This window comes from Polaromonas sp. P1_F9 (assembly GCF_056405615.1).
This window is the reverse complement of the sequence record NZ_JBFUBT010000001.1, coordinates 279,831-298,204: the sequence shown is the minus strand read 5'-3', so window position 1 is coordinate 298,204 and position 18,374 is coordinate 279,831. Positions and strand designations below refer to the sequence as shown.

Sequence of the window (18,374 nt, the reverse complement as noted above, 5' to 3'; positions counted from 1 at the left end):
CATACCCGGCTTTTTTTGTTATGGGCTCGAATGCTCAGTCCACAGGCTGTTCCGCTGCAAATTCAGTCTTCTTGGGCGGGCGAATTTTGGCCAGAACGCGGGAGATCAGTGGCCACAGCAGCAAAACCAGGGCAAGTGTCGTGATGCCGCCGACCAGTGGGTTAGACCACATGATGGACATTTCACCTTGTGACACGAGCATCGCCTGGCGGAACGAGTCTTCGGCCTTGTCTCCAAGGACCAGCGCCAGCACCAGCGGTGCGAGTGGATAGTCCAGTTTCTTGAAGAGGTAGCCGACCACGCCGAACAGCATCATGAACCAGATGTCCAACATGGCGTTGTGGACGGTGTAGGCGCCGATGGCGCAGATGACCACAATGATGGGCGCAATGATTGAGAACGGGATGCGCAGGATGGATGCAAATAGCGGGACCGTGGTCAGCACAACGATCAGTCCTACGAGATTGCCCAGGTACATGCTGGCAATCAGTCCCCAGACGAAATCTTTTTGCTCAACGAACAGCAGTGGTCCGGGCTGCAGGCCCCAGATGAGCAAGCCGCCCAGCAACACGGCAGCGGTGGGCGAACCTGGAATCCCCAGTGCCAGCATGGGTAGCAGGGCGCTGGTGCCGGCGGCATGCGCTGCGGTTTCGGGAGCAATGACACCTTCGATTTCGCCTGTGCCGAACTTCGAGCCGTTTTTCGACATTTTCTTGGCCAGGCCGTAACTCATGAATGAGGCCGGTGTTGCGCCGCCAGGGGTGATACCCATCCAGATGCCGATCAGCGAGCTGCGAAGCGAGGTCATCCAGTATTTCGGCAACGTCTTCCATGTCTCCAGCACGACCTTGGGGTCGATCTTGGCGCTCTTGCCCGAGAAAGCCAGGCCTTCTTCCATGGACAGCAGAATTTCACCGATACCGAACAGGCCGATCACCGCGATCAGGAAGTCAAAGCCGCGCATCAGGTCGGGGATGCCGAAGGTTAGGCGCAGCTGGCCGGTCACGGTGTCCATGCCGACGGATGCCAGCGCAAAGCCGATGGTCATCGATGCAAGGATCTTGAACGGAGATCCTTTGCCCATGCCAACGAAGCTGCAGAAGGTCAGCAGGTAGACCGCGAAAAACTCGGGCGGGCCGAACTTGAGCGCGAATTTGGCGACGAGAGGCGCCAGGAAGGTGATCATCACCACGGCAACGAAAGCGCCAATGAATGATGAGGTGAACGCGGCTGTCAGGGCGGCACCGGCTTTGCCTTGCTGCGCCATCGGGTAGCCGTCAAAGGTGGTGGCTACCGACCAGGGCTCTCCCGGTATGTTGAACAGGATGGATGTGATCGCACCGCCAAATAGGGCACCCCAGTAGATGCAGGACAGCATGATGATGGCCGAAGTGGGCGACATCGTGAAAGTCAGGGGCAGCAAGATAGCCACGCCATTGGCGCCGCCAAGGCCAGGCAGCACGCCGATCAGCACACCCAGAATGATGCCCACAAACATCAGAACGATGTTCATCGGCGTCAGGATGACGCTGAATCCGTGAAAAAGAGAGTTAAGTTCTTCCATTTCGATATCCGGTAAAAGTTCAGTGGGCTCGTTGTGGGTAGAGAGGGCTCAGTAGCCCAGGAAGCTCAGCGGCTCGAACTGGCCTTTGAACAAGGGAACCTTGAACCAGACCTCGAACATGAAGAAAAACAGGGCGATCACAAGGAAGGATGTGATCACGCTCTTGATGGGGGAAAATTTCCCCAGGATGATCATGAACAGCGCGATGTAGATGGCGGAGGCCACGTAGAGGCCTATAAACTGCACCGCCAGCACGTAAACGATGGCGGGAATCAGAACAGCCAACACCCGCTTGAGTTGCTCGCTATCAACGAATACTTCGGTATTCTTTTCCTTGCCGAACAAGGCTTGATAGAGCGTCCCGGCGCCCGAAATGCACAGGATGATGCCGATATAAAACGGGAAGTAACCTGAGCCGGGGCCGTCGCTGGTCCAACCAGACCCGAGGGCCCAACTGCCCTGGATGACCACGGCGCCCAGGATGACGATACAGGTGGCGACGATTGCTTCAACGACATAGGTCGCGACGCCCGAGCGGACTTCCGCGCCGGATTCTTGGTTTGGCTCCATGAGCAACTCCGTTGGATTGAGTGCCCTACACCAGGGCGAACTAGATTGATTGTGGGGCTGGCGCATGGCCAGCCCGCAGGGGAAAACCCGGCGAATGGGGGTTTTTTATTGTTACTTCGCGATGAAGCCGGCTTCCTTCATCAACTCGCGATGGCGCTGCTCGGCGCCGCCCAGCCATTTGCCGAACTCGTCGCCAGACATGGAGGTCTGGTTGAACGCGCCTTTTTCCATGTAGTCTTTCCACTCGGGGGTGTCACGAATTTTCTTGAGCAACGTGACGTAGAACTCGAGTTGATCCTTGGAGACACCGGGCGCCATGAAAATGCCGCGCAGCATGGTGTAGTCGGTAGGTACACCGGCTTCCTTGCAGGTCGGGATGTCGGCCCAAGACAGGGTGTCGGTGACCTTGGTCTTGTAGGTCATTCGTTTGTCATCAAAGACGCACAAAGCCCGAAGCTGGTTGGCGCGCCACTGGGCAACCGCCTCGATCGGGTTGTTGACGGAAGAGTCAATGTGTTTGCCGACCAGCTGGACCGCGACTTCACCGCCGCCTTTGAAGGGGACGTAGATGAACTTGGTGCCTGTAGCCTGTTCAATGCCGACGGTGATGATCTGGTCCTCCTGCTTGGAGCCAGTGCCGCCCATCTTGATTTTGCTCGGGCCTGCGGCCTTCACGGCTGCCAGGTAGTCCTTGGCGGTCTTGGCTGGGTTTTCTGCATTGACCCACAGCACGAACTGGTCGAGCGCCATCATGGACACGGGTGTCATGTCGCGCCAGTTGAAGGGAACACCCGTCGCCAGCGGCGTGGTGAAGAGGTTGGACAGCGTGATGATGATCTTGTGCGGATCACCCTTGGCGCCCTTGACTTCAAGAAAACCTTCCGCGCCTGCGCCGCCGGATTTGTTGACGACGATCAGCGGCTCTTTCATCAGCTTGTGCTTGATGATGATGCCTTGCATCAGCCGGGCCATCTGATCGGCTCCGCCGCCGGTACCCGCAGGCACTACGAACTCCACCGGCTTGGTAGGCTCCCAGGCCGCTTGGACCGGGAAGGCCGCCAGTGTTGCCGCTGCGATGGCGCATGTCCCCGCCGCGGTCAATTTATTCCTGATGCTCGCAAATCTGGTTTTCATCACGTTGTCTCCTGTATTGGGTAACTCTGTTTTGGCTCGGAACTTCGCTACTCTTCGCTACTGATTCCTGGCCGGAGCATATTGCACGCGTATGGTCTTACCAAGTGGGCGAAAAACTCTTGACAGGGGTCAAGTTTGTGGGATTTTCGATGTTCTCTAGGGTTTGTCCTGAGCCGTTTTGCCCCACGGCTGGCGCTTGATAGCGTATCTCCTTGGGAGGAGCGCGTCACATCGCCGATACCATGAATTTCAACAGGGCTAGCGCTTCGTTCCGTGACGATGACTGGAACGCAAAATGTTTTGAAAGGTAATAGCCATGAAAAACGCATTGTTGCTGATGGCTTTGTTTTTTTGCGGTTTGACCGCGCAGGCACAGCAGTGCGAGGGCGGGCTTTACCTTAATCCCCAAGTGATCCGGGGCGAGGGAGCCTCGCAAACCGAAAGTGCCCTGAAAGAACTCGTTGACTTTATCCGCCCCACGGGGCTGTCGGTCACGCCGGTGCTCAACATCCGGGAGACGCAGGATGTTTTGACAGCTGTCAAGAAACCGGCTCCACCATGTTGGGTCTATGGCAACCCCGTGGTCGGTCTTGCCTCGGGCTATAAGCCGGTGGCGGTCAACATGGACCCGATCCAGTCGGCTGTACTGATTCTGGCTGACATCGGAACGGTCAAAGACGGCAAACCGGTCGAGTTGAAGACGCTCCCTCCCGCTGATCAAGCCAAAGTGCTCGCCAAGCTCAAGACGACCAGTTGCTTTGGTATGAAAAGCGGTGTGACCACATCGCTCGTAAAAGCCGAGAATTTTTGCGGTACGGTGGTCGAAATATTGCCTCAACAAGGGCTGGGGCAAAGCTACTTGCCGACCAAAGCGGCATTTCATTGGCAAGCGGACCGGTGGGCCGGCCTGATTACCCGGCTACAGAGCGCACAGGCTGCCACTATGAAAAGCCACCACGGTACCGATGAGCGCATCCATATGGCGCAACTGGTCATTGTGCCGACCGCCAACGCGAGTTGGGGCTACGGGCTGTATGTTCACCCTGGCGCTCCAGCAGATGTGACAAAAAAAGCGGCTACTCTGTTCGACTCCCTCAAGAACGCAAACCCGCTCCTGTTAAAGGCGTTGGACCTTGGGGCCAAGTTCGATTTCGACACTCCTTCGGACGCGGTGGTTGAGGCTATGAAGAAATCGTTGGCCTTTGGACCTTGAGTCGGATCGTTTTTGGGGCTTGCCGCAGGTCACGGCAACAAGAAAAACCGTTGTGCGCCGCAGCAATTAGATGGAGCCTGATTGGCTGGCACAGCCCTGTCGGTGCCGGGTCCAAAGCCCGGCCGTTACCGGGCAATCAGGCCGCGAGCTGAAGGCGCACCTGTCCGCGCTCTTCGTCCATGGTTTTTGCGAGCAGCTTGACCAGGGCATATACCGTGTCGATGTGCGGCGTTGGTGTTTGCGTAAGGCGTCCCAGTTCCACTACTGAACCGACCAGGGCGTCGATTTCCGGGGCTCGACCGGCTTCGATGTCCTGCAGCATGGATGTTTTGTGCTTGCCCACTTTCTCAGCGCCGGCGATGCGTTTGTCCAGCGTGACACGGAACTCGATGCCCAGTTTGTGAGCTACTTCCTGCGCCTCGCGCATCATGCTGGCGGCCAGTTCGCGTGTCAGCGGATACTGGCAAATGTCCACCAGGGTGGAATGGGCCAGACTGCTGATGGGGTTGAAAGTGAGATTGCCCCAAAGCTTGAGCCAAATTTCCGATCGGATGTTGTCCAGAACGGGCGCCTTGAACCCCGCGTTGCCAAAACATTCTGAAATTTGCGTGACACGTTCGCTCGTTGAACCGTCAAGCTCGCCCACGGGAAAGCGGTCGCCTTCAATATGTTTTACGACACCCGGTGCCACCAGTTCGGAGGCCGGGTAGACGACACAGCCGATGACGCGCTGCGGAGGGATCATTTTTGACAGCATACCGCTAGGGTCCACGCTATGGACCTGGCCTCCTTCAAACGGGCCACCATGGTTATGGAAGTACCAGTAGGGGATGCCGTTTTGCATGGTGACGACTGTGGTGTCACGCCCAAACAGCTTGGGAAGATCGTTGGCTACAGCCTCTACCTGATGTGCCTTCATGGCCAGGATCACCAGATCCTGCGGGCCGGCTTCTGCGTAATTGTTGGTTGCCTTGACATTTTCCGCCACGTGCTCGGTGCCATCGTGCATGATGAGTTTCATGCCCTTTTTACGAATAGCATCCAGGTTGGCGCCCCGTACGATGAAGGTCACGTCCTCACCGGCCAAAGCCAATTTCACACCCACATAACCGCCGATGGCCCCGGCCCCAATGATCGCAATCTTCACACCCGTGCTCCTGGTAAAAAACGTTATTCGAACCGGTTACTGAGCCTGCCGATACCGGCAATCTCCACTTCGATCAGGCTTCCCGGTTTCATGGATCCCACGCCGATTGACGTACCGCACAGGATGATATCGCCTGCATAGAGTGTCATGTCCTGGGATATCAAGCTCACCAGCTGCTTCACTGAAAAGCGCATGTCGCTAATGGGATAGTCCTGGCGAATCTCGCCGTTGAGGATGGTTTTAACCACCAGCTTTTCCGGATCAAGGCCTGTGGCAACGACGGGGCCGAAGGGGCAGAAGGTATCCAGCCCTTTGGCGCGTACCCACTGGGCAAACGAGGCATCACGGTTCAGTATGTCGGCGACCGTTACGTCGTTGGCGCAGGTGTAGCCGAACACATGATCCATCGCATCGTGCTCGGGAACCTGCTTGCATGTTTTGCCGATCACGATGCCCAGTTCGCCTTCAAAAACTACTTTGCCATTGCATGGGGGCTTGAGGATGTTTCCGTTTGGATCCAGGTAGGAGTTCGGCGCCTTGATCAGGTAGAGCGGCTCGGCTGGCACAGCCAGGTTGAGTTTTTGACCCAGGGCGTGGAAGTTGTTCCACATCGCGATGACTTTGCTTGGCCGTACCGGCATCAAGAGTTCGACGCGGGCCAGCGGCAGCACCCGGTCCGTGGGTGTCGCACCGGAGAACATGTCGCCCTGGAAAACCCTGATGTTTTCTCCCTCAAGTGTTCCGAAGCCGGTTGAGTTGCTTTCCCTGAAACGTAGCCAGCGGTTAGACATTCCGGCCCTTCACGTGTAGAGCGCACTCGGCGTGAACCGGGGTGCTGGCGTGGTGTTTTTCGGGCGGCTATTGGCCGGCGTGAGTGAATGGCTGGACCAGCCGGCATAAGGAGCCGGGTTTGCCCGGCTGGCGACCATGCTGGCATGGCAGCGGGCCTTGGCCGCTTCGATGGCCTCAACCAGGAAATCTGCTTCGTAGGCTCGCAGCAGATGCGCCTGCTCGGTCTGCAGATAGGTGCGCACGGCATCGCGGCCTTGGGCCTGCAATCGGGCATAAGTGGGGGCATCCCAGTGCCAGGTCAAGCCGAGCTCTTCGAATGCAGCGTTGTAGGCGTGGCGGGTCTGATCGGTCCGGTCGGCGGCAGTGTTGTCAAGCGAGGCGTTGAGCATGGAGGTCTCCTTTGATAGGTGGATGCTCTGGGGGCACTTTCCGATGCGCGATGCACCGGGCTTGAGACAACTGTAGGAAGAATGGATGATTAATGATAGTTAAAGTATTTCATATAAATGATTATCTATGAGTTATGTATTAAGACGCCAGGTGCGAAGTGTTTATGGTTCGCGCAGGCGGATAAGAGTGCCGTGACTTTTCGGCACGCCTGGGGACGCCGATCCCGAACAAGTGGGATGAGAAATGGCGGCTTGAGCTTTTCCGGCAGTTCCACCACAGAAGGAGATTCGGCCGCACGAGGCAGCTTCTTTTCTCCAGCAGATCGAACAACAGGCCCAATGACGGCTGTAGGAGCGGTTCGGAGCGACTTTGGGAGCGGTTAACTAGCGGGGGCAAGCAGGCAAAACGCAGGGAAGCTGGCCCCAAACTTGTGCCGCGCGTCCCGGCAACGATCACCCGGCTTTCTGGCCGATCTCGAAGTTGGCCAGTTTCTCCAGCGCACGCACCATGGCGGAGTGGTCCCAGGCCTTGCCGCCGTGAGCGACACAGGAATTGAACAACTCCTGCGCGGTGGCCGTGTTGGGCAGCGAGATGCCGAGCAGGCGCGCGGAGGAGAGCGCCAGGTTCAAGTCCTTCTGGTGCAGCTCGATACGAAAACCCGGATCAAACGTGCGCTTGACCATACGTTCACCATGCACCTCCAGAATCTTCGATGACGCGAAGCCGCCCATCAAGGCCTGACGTACACGCGCCGGGTCAGCACCGGCGCGGGCAGCAAACAGCAGCGCCTCGGCCACCGCTTCGATGTTGAGCGCCACGATGATCTGGTTGGCCACTTTGGCGGTCTGGCCGTCACCATTGCCGCCAACCAGGGTGATGTTCTTTCCCATCAATTCAAACAGCGGCTTGATGCGTTCAAATACGGCTTCCGGGCCGCCGACCATGATGGACAGCGTCGCATTTTTTGCGCCGACTTCGCCGCCGGAAACCGGTGCGTCAAGGTAGTCGCAGCCCAGCGTGTTGATTTTCTGCGCAAAGGTTTTGGTGGCTATGGGCGAGATGGAGCTCATGTCGACGACGACCTTGCGTTCGCCTGCGTCTGCGGACGAGCCCTTCAGACCGACTGCGATACCGCCTTCGCTGAACAGCGCAGCCTCCACGTCAGGGGTATCGGGCACCATGATGAAGATGATGTCCGCGCGCTCAGCTACGCCGCGGGCATTTAAGCATTGCGTGGCGCTGCCACTGGCAATCGCGTCGGGCATCTTGCCGAGGGTATGGACAAACAGCTGGTGCCCGGCCTTGATCAGATGGCCGGCCATGGGCGTGCCCATGATGCCGAGGCCGACGAAGCCGATTTTCAGAACGTTGGAGGTCATGTAAACGTAGTCCTTGTGAGATGGTGCGGGTCAGCTTGTGAGGCGCTGGCGCCAGCCCAGCCCGGCATCCGTCGTGCTGGCAGGTTTGTATTCGCAGCCTATCCAGCCGCCATAGCCAAGGCGGTCCAGGTGCGTGAACAAAAATGCGTAGTTGATCTCGCCGGTGCCCGGCTCGTTGCGGCCGGGGTTGTCGGCCAGCTGGATGTGGGCGATGCGTGCCAGATGTTTTTGTATCGTCGCCGCCACTTCCCCTTCCATGCGCTGCGCGTGGTAGATGTCGTACTGCACGAAGGCGTTGTTGGCGCCGACCTCGTCCAGAATGTCCAGTGCCTGAGCCGTACGGTTCAAGTAGAAGCCCGGGATATCAAAGGTGTTTATCGGTTCGATCAGTAATTTGAGGCCGGCTTTTTTCAGTTCGCTGGCTGCATAGCGCAGGTTACCGACAAAAGTTTTGCGCAGAACGGCGTCACTGGCCCCTGCGGGTGATTTGCCGGCCAGGCAGTTGAGTTGAACCACACCGAGCACTTGGGCATACGCGATGGCTTGGGCTACACCAGCACGGAACTCTTCCACGCGATCGGGGTGACAGGCAATACCGCGTTCGCCGGCTTCCCAGTCGCCGGCGGGCAGATTGTGCAGCACCAGCTGCAGACCGTTGCTGTTGAGCCTGGCCTTGATATCGGCGGCACTGAAGGCGTAGGGGAAAAGAAACTCTACCGCCTTGAAGCCGGCCTTCGCAGCCGGTTCAAAGCGGTCGAGGAACGCATGCTCGGTATAAAGCATGCTGAGATTGGCGGAAAATTTAGGCATGGTTTCTCTGCTGGTGGGGCGTTGGCTGTTGCTACGGGCTTACTCGAGCAAGCCCGCCAGTTCCAGGCCTTCACGGCCCTTGGAGTGGCGGCAGTCGATGTCTTCAAACTCGTTGACCTTGTCGATCTCCGTGCCCATGGCGATGTTGGTGACCTTTTCGAGGATGACTTCCACAACCACCGGCACCCGGTATTTGCGTGCCATCACCTGTGCTTCGGCCATGGCGTCGTTGATTTTTTCAGGGTCGGTCACACGCAATGACCTGCAGCCCAGGCCTTGCACTACGGCCTGGTGGTCCACGCCGTAACTGCGCAGGTCACCTTCGCCTTCCGGTACGTTCTGGTTTTCGAAAGCCAGCTGCACGCAGTAGTCCATCTCAAAACCTCGCTGGGCCTGGCGGATCAGTCCCAGATAGCTGTTGTTGACCAGCACCTGCACATAGGGCAGATTGAACTGCGCGCCCACAGCCAGTTCTTCCATCAAAAACTGGAAGTCGTAGTCGCCGGACAGCCCGACAACGGTACGTGTCGGGTCGGCGGCCACTACACCGAGGGCCGCGGGTATGGTCCAGCCCAGCGGCCCCGCCTGGCCGCAGTTGATCCACTGGCGAGGCCCGTACACATTGAGAAACTGCGCGCCGGCAATCTGGCTCAGGCCAATGGTTGTTACGTAAATGGTGTCGCGCGGAAACACCTTGTTCATTTCCTCGTAAACACGCATCGGCTTGATGGGCGTCTCGGTAAAGTGGGACTTGCGGTGCATGAGCTTTTTTCGCTCGGCACAGCGGGCGGCCCAGCTGCCATAGTCGGGCAGGCTCTTCGCCGCCTTGCGTTCGCGGGCGACCTGCACCAGCAGTTCCAGCGCGGCTTTGGCGTCGCTGACAATGCCAAAGTCGGGGTTGAACACCCGGCCGATCTGTGTCGGTTCGATGTCTACGTGCACAAAGGTGCGGCCCTTGCAATACACCTCGGGCGAACCGGTATGGCGGTTGGCCCAGCGGTTGCCAATGCCGATGACGAAGTCGCTGGCCAGCATGGTGGCGTTGCCGTAGCGGTGGCTGGTTTGCAGCCCGCACATGCCGGCCATCAGGGGGTGGTCGTCGGGAATGGTGCCCCAGCCCATCAGCGTGGGGATCACCGGCACACCGGTGAGCTCGGCAAACTCGACCAGCAAATTGGCAGCGTCTGCATTGATGATGCCGCCACCGGCGACGATCAGGGGTTTGCTGGAAGCGGCCAGCATGTCCAGCGCCTTTTCGATCTGCTTGCGGCTCGCAGCCGGCTTGTAGACCGGCAGCGGCTCATAGGTGTCAATGTCGAATTCAATTTCAGCCATCTGCACGTCAAAAGGCAGATCAATCAACACCGGGCCGGGACGCCCCGAGCGCATCAGGTGAAAAGCCTGCTGGAAGGAACGCGGCACCAGGGCCGGCTCACGTACAGTCACGCTCCACTTGGTGACCGGCTTGGAGATGGATTCAATGTCCACGGCCTGGAAATCTTCCTTGTAAAGCCGCGCGCGGGGTGCCTGCCCGGTGATGCACAAAATGGGGATGCTGTCGGCAATTGCCGAGTACAGCCCGGTGATCATGTCGGTGCCGGCCGGGCCGCTGGTGCCAATGCACACACCGATGTTCCCCGCCTTGGCGCGCGTGTAGCCTTCGGCCATGTGCGACGCGGCTTCGACGTGCCGCGCCAGGATGTGTGTGATCGACTGGCGTTCGCGCAGTGCTGAGTAAAACGGGTTGATGGCTGCGCCTGGCACACCAAAAGCTTGCGTGATGCCTTCTTTTTCCATCACCAGAACGGCGGCCATGGCGGCCTTCATTTTTGCCATCGAAGTCTCCTAGAGGGTTGCTGATCGTTGGAACGGATGGTCGCGGCGTTCGCGGCTGCGGGGAAGCCTCATCCCGTGCATTACGCTTATTCCAATCTGGAATAAATGATTGCCTGGCCGATGTCACCGTGGTCTACTTGCGGCCATGGATCGCATTCAAGCCATCCGGCTTTTCATTCGCGTGGTTGACCTCGGCTCTTTCAGCAAGGCCGCGGCCGATATGGGTATGGGCCAGCCGTCGGCCACCAAACTGGTGGTGCAACTGGAAAAGCAGTTGGGTTCGCGGCTGCTCCATCGCTCGACCCGCGGCGTGACGCCCACCGAGATCGGCGCGCTGTACTACGCCAAGTGCAAGCTGATTGCACACCATGTCGAAGAGGCCGAGACGGTGGCGGCGCTATTGCAGTCGCAGCTCCAGGGTGGCCTGCGAATCACTACCTCCGTAGCTTTTGGACGGCGTGTGCTGGTGCCGCTGGTCATGCGTTTCATGCAGATGCACCCCAAATTGCAAATCGAGTTGAACTTCGAAGACCGTTATGTCAACCTGGTTGAGCAAGGCATCGACGTGGCGATCCGGATGGGGCCGCTCGCTGACTCGACTTTAGGGGCGCGTTACCTGGGTATCAACCCGTGGGTGGTCGTGGCCTCGCCCGAATACATCAAGAAGCGCGGTGCGCCGGCCGATCCTGCGGATCTTGTCACGCACGATGCGCTGATCTACAGCACGGTGCAAGGCGATGCGCGCTGGCATTTCAACGGAGCCGAAGGCCAAGCGCGGCAGGTCTCGGTCAGTGGGCCGCTGCGTTCGAACAATCTCTCGGCGCTGCTGGTGGCAGCGCGCGGCGGTATGGGCGTGGCTGCCTTGCCCCGGTATGTGGCGCATGAGCCGGTGCGCAGCGGTACTCTGGTGCCCCTCCTGAGCGGCTGGGTGCTGCCGTCGCAGGAAATCCATGCTGTTTATCCTTCGCCCCAACTGGTGCCGGCAAAGGTCAACGGCTTTGTCGGCTGGCTGCAAGGCCAGTTCGGCGAGTCATGGTGGGCGGACCAGAAGTAGCCACAGGCGAAAGCCCCATCCTGCCAGGAGTAAATGATTATTCATTGTTAATCCATTTGATACCATGAATTACCTGGAAGTTATGAATTAAAGAGGGCCGAAATGAAGAATGCGACATTGCGTCAGCTCAAGGTGTTCGAGGCTGTGGCCCGCAACTTGAGTTTTTCGCGTGCTGCCGAGGAGTTGCACCTGACGCAGCCAGCGGTGTCCATCCAGGTCAACAAACTGGAAGACCACGCAGGCCTTCCGCTGTTTGAGCAGCTCGGCAAAAAAATTCATCTCACGCCGGCGGGCATTGAGATGCTTCACTCCAGCCGGATCATCATCCAGCAGTTCAAGGAGGTGGAAGAAGCCATGGCGCAGTTCAAGGGCATCTCCGGCGGCAAGCTGAACGTTGCGGTGATCAGCGCCGGCGATTACTTCTTCCCACGCCTGCTCGTCGAGTTTGCACGGCGCCACTCGGGCGTGACGCTGGACTTCGGCGTCTGCAATCGCGAGGAACTCCTGAGCCAGCTGACCGATAACCTGACGGATCTGGCCGTCATGGTGCGTCCGCCACTGGATATGGACACGGTGAGCGAACCTTTCGCCCCGCACCCTTATGTTGTTGTGGCAGCACCCAACCATCCGCTGGCAACCAAGAAGCGCATTCCGCTATCGCGCCTGGCCAGCGAACCCTTCGTTGTGCGTGAAAAGGGTTCCGATACCTGGAATTCGATGGAGGAGGGTTTTGGCACGCACCTGGCCGACCTCAATATCGCAATGGAGATCAAGAGCACGGAAACCATCAAACAGGCCGTGATCGCGGGCATGGGGGTGAGTTTTCTATCGGCGCATACCATCAGCCGCGAACTTCAGGTGGGCAGCCTGACCGTGCTCGATGTGCAGGGTTTTCCGTTGATGCTGAATTGGTATGTCGTGCACCGCCGCAACAAGCGGCTGACGCCGGTAGCGCAGGCGTTCAAGACTTTTTTGATGATCGATGGCGGGGCGTTGATCGAGCAGACAATTGGTTTTCGTCCCAAGACTGCGCAGCGCCGGCGCGCTATGGCTCGCCGTTAGCACAACAAGGGTCATCGCAGCAGGAAGTAGGCCGCCAGGATGTACAGCACAACCGCGAACACTTTCTTCAGCGGCTGAATGTCCATGCGGTGCGCCGTGCGTGCGCCCAGCGGCGCTGTACAAATGCTGGCCACCGAAATGATGACCAGTCCCGGCAGATAAAGAAAGCCGATGGAGCCGGGCGGCATTTGCGGGAGATTCTGGCCGGCCCAGATGTAGCCCAGGGTGCCGGCCAGTGCAATCGGAAAACCAAGCGCTGCCGAGGTTCCCACGGCGTCATGGATTTTCACGTTGCACCAGGTCATGAAGGGCACCGAAACGAAGGCGCCACCTGCGCCCACCAGCGAAGACAGCATACCGATGACACCACCCATGCCAAAGGTGCCCAGGCGGCCGGGCAGGGTGCGGCTGGGTTTGGGTTTACGGCCCAGAAACATCTGGGTAGCTGAAAATGCCACAAAAACGGCAAACAGGATGCTGAGGATTTTTCCCGGCAAGGCCACGGCCAGCTGGGCACCAATCAATGACCCCAGCAGAATGCCTGGCGCCAGCAGCCGAACGATGGGCCACAGCACGGCCCCGCGCCGGTGGTGCGCACGCACTGATGACAGCGAAGTGAAGCAGATGGTGGCCAGCGAGGTGGCGACCGCCATTTTCACGGTGTATTCCTGCGGGTAGCCCTTTGCCGTGAGGATGAAGGTGATGAATGGCACCATCAGCATGCCACCGCCGATGCCCAGCAGGCCTGCGAGAAAACCGGTGCACAGACCCAACAAGAGAAGTTCGGCAATAAGTTGGGGTTCGAGAGACATCGGATCTGCTGTGGTGCTGCGGACTGGGCCCGCAGCCGGCTATTGTTTTTGTTCGCGGCCTGGATTCCGGTCGGATCCGGGATGAGAAAAGAAAGGTGTCTGCGAGTGCCACTGGACCGTCATCCTGAACCGGGGTTCAGGTGGGCGAGGGCAGTCAGGTTTCGGGTTCGTCTGACGCGAGACGATCACACCTGCCAGACAATTTACCAAGCCCGTGCTCGAAGAGCATTGGTTCAAGGAAATATAAAGCCCAATGCGCATCGCAGACATCTTCATTGTAGGCCTTTGCGGCCCTGCGCGCGAAGCGCGGTGTGATTTACGGCAGGGGAGCGCGGACTTAAAGCAGGCGGCCGTCAACGCCCAGGGCCGTGTCAAGCCGCTGTAGCAAGGCTGTGAGTTGCGGATGCGTTGTTTCGCCGGTACTGCTGACCGTTTCAGGCGCAGCCACCGCAGGTGCGGGGGTGGCGTTTGGCGTGCGCTCGGGGAGCTCAAAGGCGAGATTAAGCGCCGCCAGAACGGCAATGCGGTCGCGTGCCTTGATTTTCCCGGCATCGCGAATCCTGCACATGGCCATGTCAACGCGGTTGACCGCGTCCAGCATTCGGGCGTCGCCATTTTCGGGGCAACCCAGCAGATAGCTTTGGCCCATGATCTGCACTTCGAGCTGTTTCATGACTCGGTTCCCACAGTGTTTTTGACGGCATGCCCGTTGGTTTCGGGCAGGCGCTCCAGCAGCGCATCCACACGGGCGCGTGCCGCGCCCAGCCGCGATTTGAGGGAGTCGCGTTCATGCGTCAGAACGCCGACCTGCTCCACCAGGAGCTCGTTGGTGCGCTGCAGCTCCTCATAGCGCAGCAGGAGCCGCTCAACGCGTTCGACGATCTGGTCGATTTGGGTTTGGTTCGACATGGCAGCTCCGATTGTAGGGTTTGCGGCCGGACATGGGGAAGGCCCGCGTAGAATCTGCCTTGTTGGTGCCCGCAGTGTGGTTCGCACGCTGCAGTTCAACGGGAAGCAGGAGGGGGTCAAAGCCATGCATCAGGTCAACCTGATTCGCTGGCGCCGAGACCTTTAACCTGCGCTGCCCCCGCAACGGTAATACGGACGAATGGGCTCCTGACGTCAGGTCAGAAGCCCATTCAGCTTTCATCACTAGCCACTGAGCGTTTTGAACACGCGCTTGGGAAGGCGATGGAGGCAGTTCCGTCAGCCCGGATACCGGCCAACAAGGTGAACGCGCACGTCCATGAACTGGCATGAGCGTTTGTAACGCTCATGCACCGGCGGGGAAGCCGGTGAGGGTATTTTGTTGATTGTCTGATCCCATGAAAACCTGTGTTTTCCACACACGCCTTGCCGCGCTTCCGTTGGCTGTAGCCGCTGCATTTCCCCTGGCTTTTCTTGCCGCCTCTCCCGCTTTGTCCCAAACCGCGCAGACCGGCGCAACGCCGCAACTCAAGGAAATGGTGGTCACCGCCACGCGCAGCGCACGTCCCGTTAGGGATGTCGTGGCTGATGTCACCATCATTGACCGTGAGACGATCGAGCGCGCCGGCGCCGTGGGCGTCGCTGATGTGCTGGCGCGCGTGCCAGGCATTGAAATCACCCGCAATGGCGGCATCGGCAATTCCACCGGCGTGTCGATACGCGGCGGAGAGAGCCGGCATACCGCCGTTCTCGTGAACGGCGTGCGTATCGATTCGCACACCACCAGCGGCGGCGCCGGCTGGAACGCGATTCCCCTGTCGCAGATCGAGCGCATCGAAGTGGTTCGCGGCCCCACCAGCGCGGTGTATGGCTCCGATGCAGTGGCGGGTGTGGTCCAGATTTTCACGAAGAAAGGCGAGGGCCCTTTTGCGCCTGTGGTGGCGCTCACGTACGGCTCGTACCAAACCCACCGGCTGGATATTTCCGCCAGCGGATCGGTCAATGCATTCGACTATTCCTTCGGCGTGTCCGAAGGCGCCAGCGACGGCTTCAATATCCGTCCCAACGTGGTCCCCGCGCAGAACCCCGACGCCGACGGCTACAAGGCCGCCAGCGCCAATGCCCGGCTGGGTTTTCAGATCAACGCAGACCACCGGATTGAGGCCAACATCCTGCAAAGCCGGGTGGAGGCGCAGTACGACAGCACACCCCTGCCGCTGGTGCGCGACTACCGCCGTATCAGCAAATTGCAAACGGTGGGCCTTCAGCTGGACTCGAGGTGGACCGACAACTACACCACCAAAATCGCCCTGAGCCACGGCACCGACAAGGGTGAAGAGTCGATTGACCGCTCTGTGGACCAAACGAAGATTGGCAGCATCCTCTGGCAAAACGAGTACAAGATCGGCGCCCACCTGTTGAGCGCTACGCTGGAGCAGCGCAGAGACGAATTCCTGCTGACCAGCGCGCCCCGCGTGGACCGCAGCAAGTCGCAGACGGGTGTGGGCCTGGGTTACGCCTGGTCGCAAGCCGCGCACACGGTACAGCTCAATATCCGCAATGACAACGACAGCGAGTTCGGCGGCAAGACCACCGGGTCGGCCGCCTATGCCTTTGCCATCACGCCGGCCTGGAAGGTTTCCGCCAGCGCCGGCACGTCGTACCGCGCGCCGACGCTGTACCAGCGCTTTAGCCAGTTTGGTGTGGCCAATCTCAAGCCCGAGTCCGGCCGCAATACCGAAATCGGCCTCAAGTACGCCGAAGACGCCAGCGAGTTCGGTGTGGTCGTCTATCAAAACAAGCTGACCAACTTGCTGACCTTCCTTTCGGGCGCCGCCGCGACAGGCTGCCCGGTGCCCGCGAACGGCTGCTATTCGAATACGGCAAAGGCGCAGTACGAGGGCATCACCTTCACTGCCGCCGAGAAGCTGGGCGCCTGGCGCCTGTATGGTTCGCTGGACCTGCAAGACCCGCGGGACGTCATCCTGGACAAGCAGCTGCCGCGCCGCGCGCGCCGCCATGCCGTGCTAGGCATCGACACCCAGGTAGCGGGCTGGGCCCTGGGCGCCGACGTGCTGCTGTCGGCCAGGCGGTATGACACCGCCGCCAACACCACGGTGCTGCCGGGCTATGGGCTGGTCAATCTCAGCGCTTCGACCGCGCTCTCCAAAGACTGGAAATTCACCGCCAAGCTGGACAACCTGACCGACAAGAGCTATCAGACGGCGGGCACTTACGCGATGTCCGGGCGAGCGCTGTACGTCGGCCTCACGTGGGCGCCGCTTTGATGAGAAAGTTTTCCAAGTGACCCAAGTGACCCAAGTGACCCAAGTGACCCGCTGCCCCGCCATTCTTGTCGCTGCCCCGGCCTCCGGCCAGGGCAAGACCACCGTTGCGAGCGCGCTGGCACGGCTGCATGCGCGGCAGGGCCGGCGCGTGCGGGTGTTCAAGTGCGGGCCGGATTTTCTGGACCCCTGCTGGCTGGCCCTGGCCAGCGGTGCGCCGGTGCACCAGCTCGACTTGTGGATGACGGGCGAGGCTGATTGCGCGCAGCGCCTGCACGATGCGGCGCAAGACGCCGACCTCGTCATTGTTGAAGGCGTCATGGGCCTCTTCGACGGCGAACCCAGCGCGGCCGACCTGGCGCAGCGCTTTGGCCTGCCGGTCCTTGCGGTGATTGACGCCGGTGCCATGGCAGGCACCTTTGGGGCCTTGGCCTGGGGGCTGCAGCACTACCGTGAAGGCCTGCGGTTTGCCGGCGTGCTGGCGAACCGGGTGGCCTCCGAAGGCCATTCGGCCATGCTCGAAGCCGGCCTGCGCGACCCTGCACAGTGGCTGGGCGCCCTGATGCGCAGCGACAGCCTGACGCTGCCCGAGCGGCACCTGGGGCTGGTCATGGCCTGCGAGCTGGACGACGCCATGCCCCGGCTGGATGCCGCAGCCGACGCGTTGGCCAACACGCCGCTGGGCCAGATGAGCCTGGCGGATCTGCAAGCCTGGGCTGTTGATTTTGAAGCGCCCGCAACCGCTGCTGAACCCTTTCCGGTATGTGCGCTGCAAGGCTGCACCATCGGCGTCGCGCGCGATGCCGCGTTTTGCTTCCTGTATGCCGCCAACCTCGATTGCCTGGCAGCCATGGGCGCGCGGCTGGTGTATTTTTCGCCACTGGCTGATAGCGTGCTGCCCGGCTGTGACGCCCTCTGGCTGCCCGGCGGCTACCCGGAGCTGCATGCCGCGGCACTGGCGGCCAACACCGGCATGAAAGCAGCCATTGCCGCGCATGTGCAAGCCGGCAAGCCGGTGTGGGCAGAATGTGGCGGCATGATGGCTTTGTTCGGGCAACTCACCACAGCGGACGGCACCACCTGCCCGATGTGGGCTGTGTTGCCCGGCAGCGTGGTTTTGCAAAAACGCCTGGCCGCCCTGGGCCCGCAGCAGCTCGAGCTCGCAGGCGGCACCTTGCGCGGCCATGCATTTCATTACTCCACCTGCAGCACGCCGCTACAGCCGGCCGCGCGCACCCGCGCAGCGCCAGGGCGCAAGCTGCGCGGGGAGGGCGAGGCCTTGTATGTGGCAGGCCCCACGGCCTCGGTGAGAGCCACTTACTTTCACGCCTGGTTTGCCTCCAGCCCGGCCGCTGCGGCGCGCCTTTTTCTGAAGGAGTCGCCATGACCGGCATCCCGC

General features: G+C 60.0%; 17 protein-coding genes, 1 other RNA gene and 1 riboswitch. Of the genes, 5 read left to right on the top strand and 13 right to left on the bottom strand.

The window, feature by feature from the left end:
• Positions 1–34 precede the first annotated feature (34 nt).
• From AC1DYR_RS01360 to AC1DYR_RS01350, 3 genes are all read right to left on the bottom strand, one after another.
• Positions 35–1,564: a tripartite tricarboxylate transporter permease gene (locus AC1DYR_RS01360; protein ID WP_477703506.1), complete on the bottom strand. Its 1,530-nt coding sequence runs from the start codon at positions 1,562–1,564 to the stop codon at positions 35–37.
• A 48-nt stretch (positions 1,565–1,612) separates the two neighbouring features.
• The gene (locus AC1DYR_RS01355) at positions 1,613–2,134 is read right to left on the bottom strand and encodes a tripartite tricarboxylate transporter TctB family protein (protein ID WP_477703505.1); all 522 of its coding nucleotides are present in this window, start codon (positions 2,132–2,134) and stop codon (positions 1,613–1,615) included.
• Positions 2,135–2,245: 111 nt separating this feature from the next.
• Positions 2,246–3,268 carry a Bug family tripartite tricarboxylate transporter substrate binding protein gene (locus AC1DYR_RS01350; RefSeq protein ID WP_477703504.1) on the bottom strand — a complete coding sequence of 341 codons (1,023 nt, stop codon included), beginning with the start codon at positions 3,266–3,268 and terminating at the stop codon, positions 2,246–2,248.
• Positions 3,269–3,584: 316 nt separating this feature from the next.
• On the opposite strand from AC1DYR_RS01350, the gene AC1DYR_RS01345 reads away from it, so the two are divergent.
• Complete coding sequence (locus tag AC1DYR_RS01345; RefSeq protein WP_477703503.1) at positions 3,585–4,481, top strand: hypothetical protein; 897 nt, start codon at positions 3,585–3,587, stop codon at positions 4,479–4,481.
• A gap of 136 nt (positions 4,482–4,617) precedes the next feature.
• On the opposite strand, the gene AC1DYR_RS01340 is transcribed toward AC1DYR_RS01345, so the two are convergent.
• The 6 genes from AC1DYR_RS01340 to gcl all read right to left on the bottom strand — a co-directional run bounded on the left by AC1DYR_RS01340 (position 4,618) and on the right by gcl (position 10,835).
• On the bottom strand, positions 4,618–5,628 hold the full coding sequence (locus tag AC1DYR_RS01340) for a 2-dehydropantoate 2-reductase (RefSeq protein ID WP_477703502.1): 1,011 nt from the start codon (positions 5,626–5,628) through the stop codon (positions 4,618–4,620).
• A gap of 23 nt (positions 5,629–5,651) precedes the next feature.
• A complete protein-coding gene (locus tag AC1DYR_RS01335) occupies positions 5,652–6,419 on the bottom strand; it encodes a fumarylacetoacetate hydrolase family protein (protein ID WP_477703501.1) in 768 nt (255 codons plus the stop codon).
• A gap of 9 nt (positions 6,420–6,428) precedes the next feature.
• Positions 6,429–6,809 (bottom strand): HAD family hydrolase, encoded by a 381-nt coding sequence (locus AC1DYR_RS01330; RefSeq protein ID WP_477703500.1) that lies wholly within the window; start codon positions 6,807–6,809, stop codon positions 6,429–6,431.
• 453 nt (positions 6,810–7,262) lie between these two features.
• Positions 7,263–8,189: a 2-hydroxy-3-oxopropionate reductase gene (gene glxR, locus AC1DYR_RS01325; protein ID WP_477703499.1), complete on the bottom strand. Its 927-nt coding sequence runs from the start codon at positions 8,187–8,189 to the stop codon at positions 7,263–7,265.
• Positions 8,190–8,219: 30 nt separating this feature from the next.
• Positions 8,220–8,999 (bottom strand): hydroxypyruvate isomerase, encoded by a 780-nt coding sequence (gene hyi, locus AC1DYR_RS01320; protein ID WP_477703498.1) that lies wholly within the window; start codon positions 8,997–8,999, stop codon positions 8,220–8,222.
• Between the two features lie 39 nt (positions 9,000–9,038).
• Positions 9,039–10,835 (bottom strand): glyoxylate carboligase, encoded by a 1,797-nt coding sequence (gcl, locus tag AC1DYR_RS01315; protein ID WP_477703497.1) that lies wholly within the window; start codon positions 10,833–10,835, stop codon positions 9,039–9,041.
• Positions 10,836–10,980: 145 nt separating this feature from the next.
• On the opposite strand from gcl, the gene AC1DYR_RS01310 reads away from it, so the two are divergent.
• Both AC1DYR_RS01310 and AC1DYR_RS01305 read left to right on the top strand, forming a co-directional pair.
• Positions 10,981–11,889 (top strand): LysR family transcriptional regulator, encoded by a 909-nt coding sequence (locus AC1DYR_RS01310; protein ID WP_477703496.1) that lies wholly within the window; start codon positions 10,981–10,983, stop codon positions 11,887–11,889.
• Positions 11,890–11,991: 102 nt separating this feature from the next.
• A complete protein-coding gene (locus AC1DYR_RS01305) occupies positions 11,992–12,951 on the top strand; it encodes a LysR family transcriptional regulator (RefSeq protein ID WP_477703495.1) in 960 nt (319 codons plus the stop codon).
• Positions 12,952–12,962: 11 nt separating this feature from the next.
• Here the strand turns inward: AC1DYR_RS01305 and AC1DYR_RS01300 are convergent, their stop codons facing one another.
• From AC1DYR_RS01300 to AC1DYR_RS01285, 4 genes are all read right to left on the bottom strand, one after another.
• Complete coding sequence (locus AC1DYR_RS01300) at positions 12,963–13,763, bottom strand: sulfite exporter TauE/SafE family protein (protein ID WP_457280493.1); 801 nt, start codon at positions 13,761–13,763, stop codon at positions 12,963–12,965.
• Between the two features lie 92 nt (positions 13,764–13,855).
• Positions 13,856–14,035: non-coding RNA, 6S RNA (gene ssrS / locus AC1DYR_RS01295), on the bottom strand.
• Between the two features lie 65 nt (positions 14,036–14,100).
• Positions 14,101–14,436, bottom strand: coding sequence for a cell division protein ZapA (locus AC1DYR_RS01290; protein WP_477703494.1), 336 nt, complete (start codon positions 14,434–14,436; stop codon positions 14,101–14,103).
• The gene (locus AC1DYR_RS01285; protein ID WP_477646586.1) at positions 14,433–14,672 is read right to left on the bottom strand and encodes a DUF904 domain-containing protein; all 240 of its coding nucleotides are present in this window, start codon (positions 14,670–14,672) and stop codon (positions 14,433–14,435) included. Before AC1DYR_RS01285 ends, AC1DYR_RS01290 begins: the two co-directional genes overlap by 4 nt.
• Positions 14,673–14,718: 46 nt before the next feature.
• A riboswitch (cobalamin riboswitch) is annotated at positions 14,719–15,004 on the top strand.
• Between the two features lie 84 nt (positions 15,005–15,088).
• Here AC1DYR_RS01285 and AC1DYR_RS01280 point away from each other — a divergent pair.
• Together AC1DYR_RS01280 and AC1DYR_RS01275 are read left to right on the top strand one after the other, a co-directional pair.
• Positions 15,089–16,978 carry a TonB-dependent receptor domain-containing protein gene (locus AC1DYR_RS01280; protein WP_477703493.1) on the top strand — a complete coding sequence of 630 codons (1,890 nt, stop codon included), beginning with the start codon at positions 15,089–15,091 and terminating at the stop codon, positions 16,976–16,978.
• Positions 16,979–17,012: 34 nt separating this feature from the next.
• A complete protein-coding gene (locus AC1DYR_RS01275) occupies positions 17,013–18,362 on the top strand; it encodes a cobyrinate a,c-diamide synthase (RefSeq protein WP_477703492.1) in 1,350 nt (449 codons plus the stop codon).
• The last annotated feature ends 12 nt before the right edge of the window (positions 18,363–18,374 follow it).

Coding starts and splice junctions, on each gene's coding strand:
- AC1DYR_RS01310 (WP_477703496.1), top strand. CDS start 10,981: ATGGATCGCATTCAAGCCATCCGGCTTTTCATTCGCGTGGTTGACCTC.
- AC1DYR_RS01335 (WP_477703501.1), bottom strand. CDS start 6,419: ATGTCTAACCGCTGGCTACGTTTCAGGGAAAGCAACTCAACCGGCTTC.
- AC1DYR_RS01280 (WP_477703493.1), top strand. CDS start 15,089: ATGAAAACCTGTGTTTTCCACACACGCCTTGCCGCGCTTCCGTTGGCT.
- AC1DYR_RS01285 (WP_477646586.1), bottom strand. CDS start 14,672: ATGTCGAACCAAACCCAAATCGACCAGATCGTCGAACGCGTTGAGCGG.
- AC1DYR_RS01300 (WP_457280493.1), bottom strand. CDS start 13,763: ATGTCTCTCGAACCCCAACTTATTGCCGAACTTCTCTTGTTGGGTCTG.
- gcl (WP_477703497.1), bottom strand. CDS start 10,835: ATGGCAAAAATGAAGGCCGCCATGGCCGCCGTTCTGGTGATGGAAAAA.
- glxR (WP_477703499.1), bottom strand. CDS start 8,189: ATGACCTCCAACGTTCTGAAAATCGGCTTCGTCGGCCTCGGCATCATG.
- AC1DYR_RS01345 (WP_477703503.1), top strand. CDS start 3,585: ATGAAAAACGCATTGTTGCTGATGGCTTTGTTTTTTTGCGGTTTGACC.
- AC1DYR_RS01330 (WP_477703500.1), bottom strand. CDS start 6,809: ATGCTCAACGCCTCGCTTGACAACACTGCCGCCGACCGGACCGATCAG.
- hyi (WP_477703498.1), bottom strand. CDS start 8,999: ATGCCTAAATTTTCCGCCAATCTCAGCATGCTTTATACCGAGCATGCG.
- AC1DYR_RS01355 (WP_477703505.1), bottom strand. CDS start 2,134: ATGGAGCCAAACCAAGAATCCGGCGCGGAAGTCCGCTCGGGCGTCGCG.
- AC1DYR_RS01305 (WP_477703495.1), top strand. CDS start 11,992: ATGAAGAATGCGACATTGCGTCAGCTCAAGGTGTTCGAGGCTGTGGCC.
- AC1DYR_RS01290 (WP_477703494.1), bottom strand. CDS start 14,436: ATGAAACAGCTCGAAGTGCAGATCATGGGCCAAAGCTATCTGCTGGGT.
- AC1DYR_RS01350 (WP_477703504.1), bottom strand. CDS start 3,268: ATGAAAACCAGATTTGCGAGCATCAGGAATAAATTGACCGCGGCGGGG.
- AC1DYR_RS01360 (WP_477703506.1), bottom strand. CDS start 1,564: ATGGAAGAACTTAACTCTCTTTTTCACGGATTCAGCGTCATCCTGACG.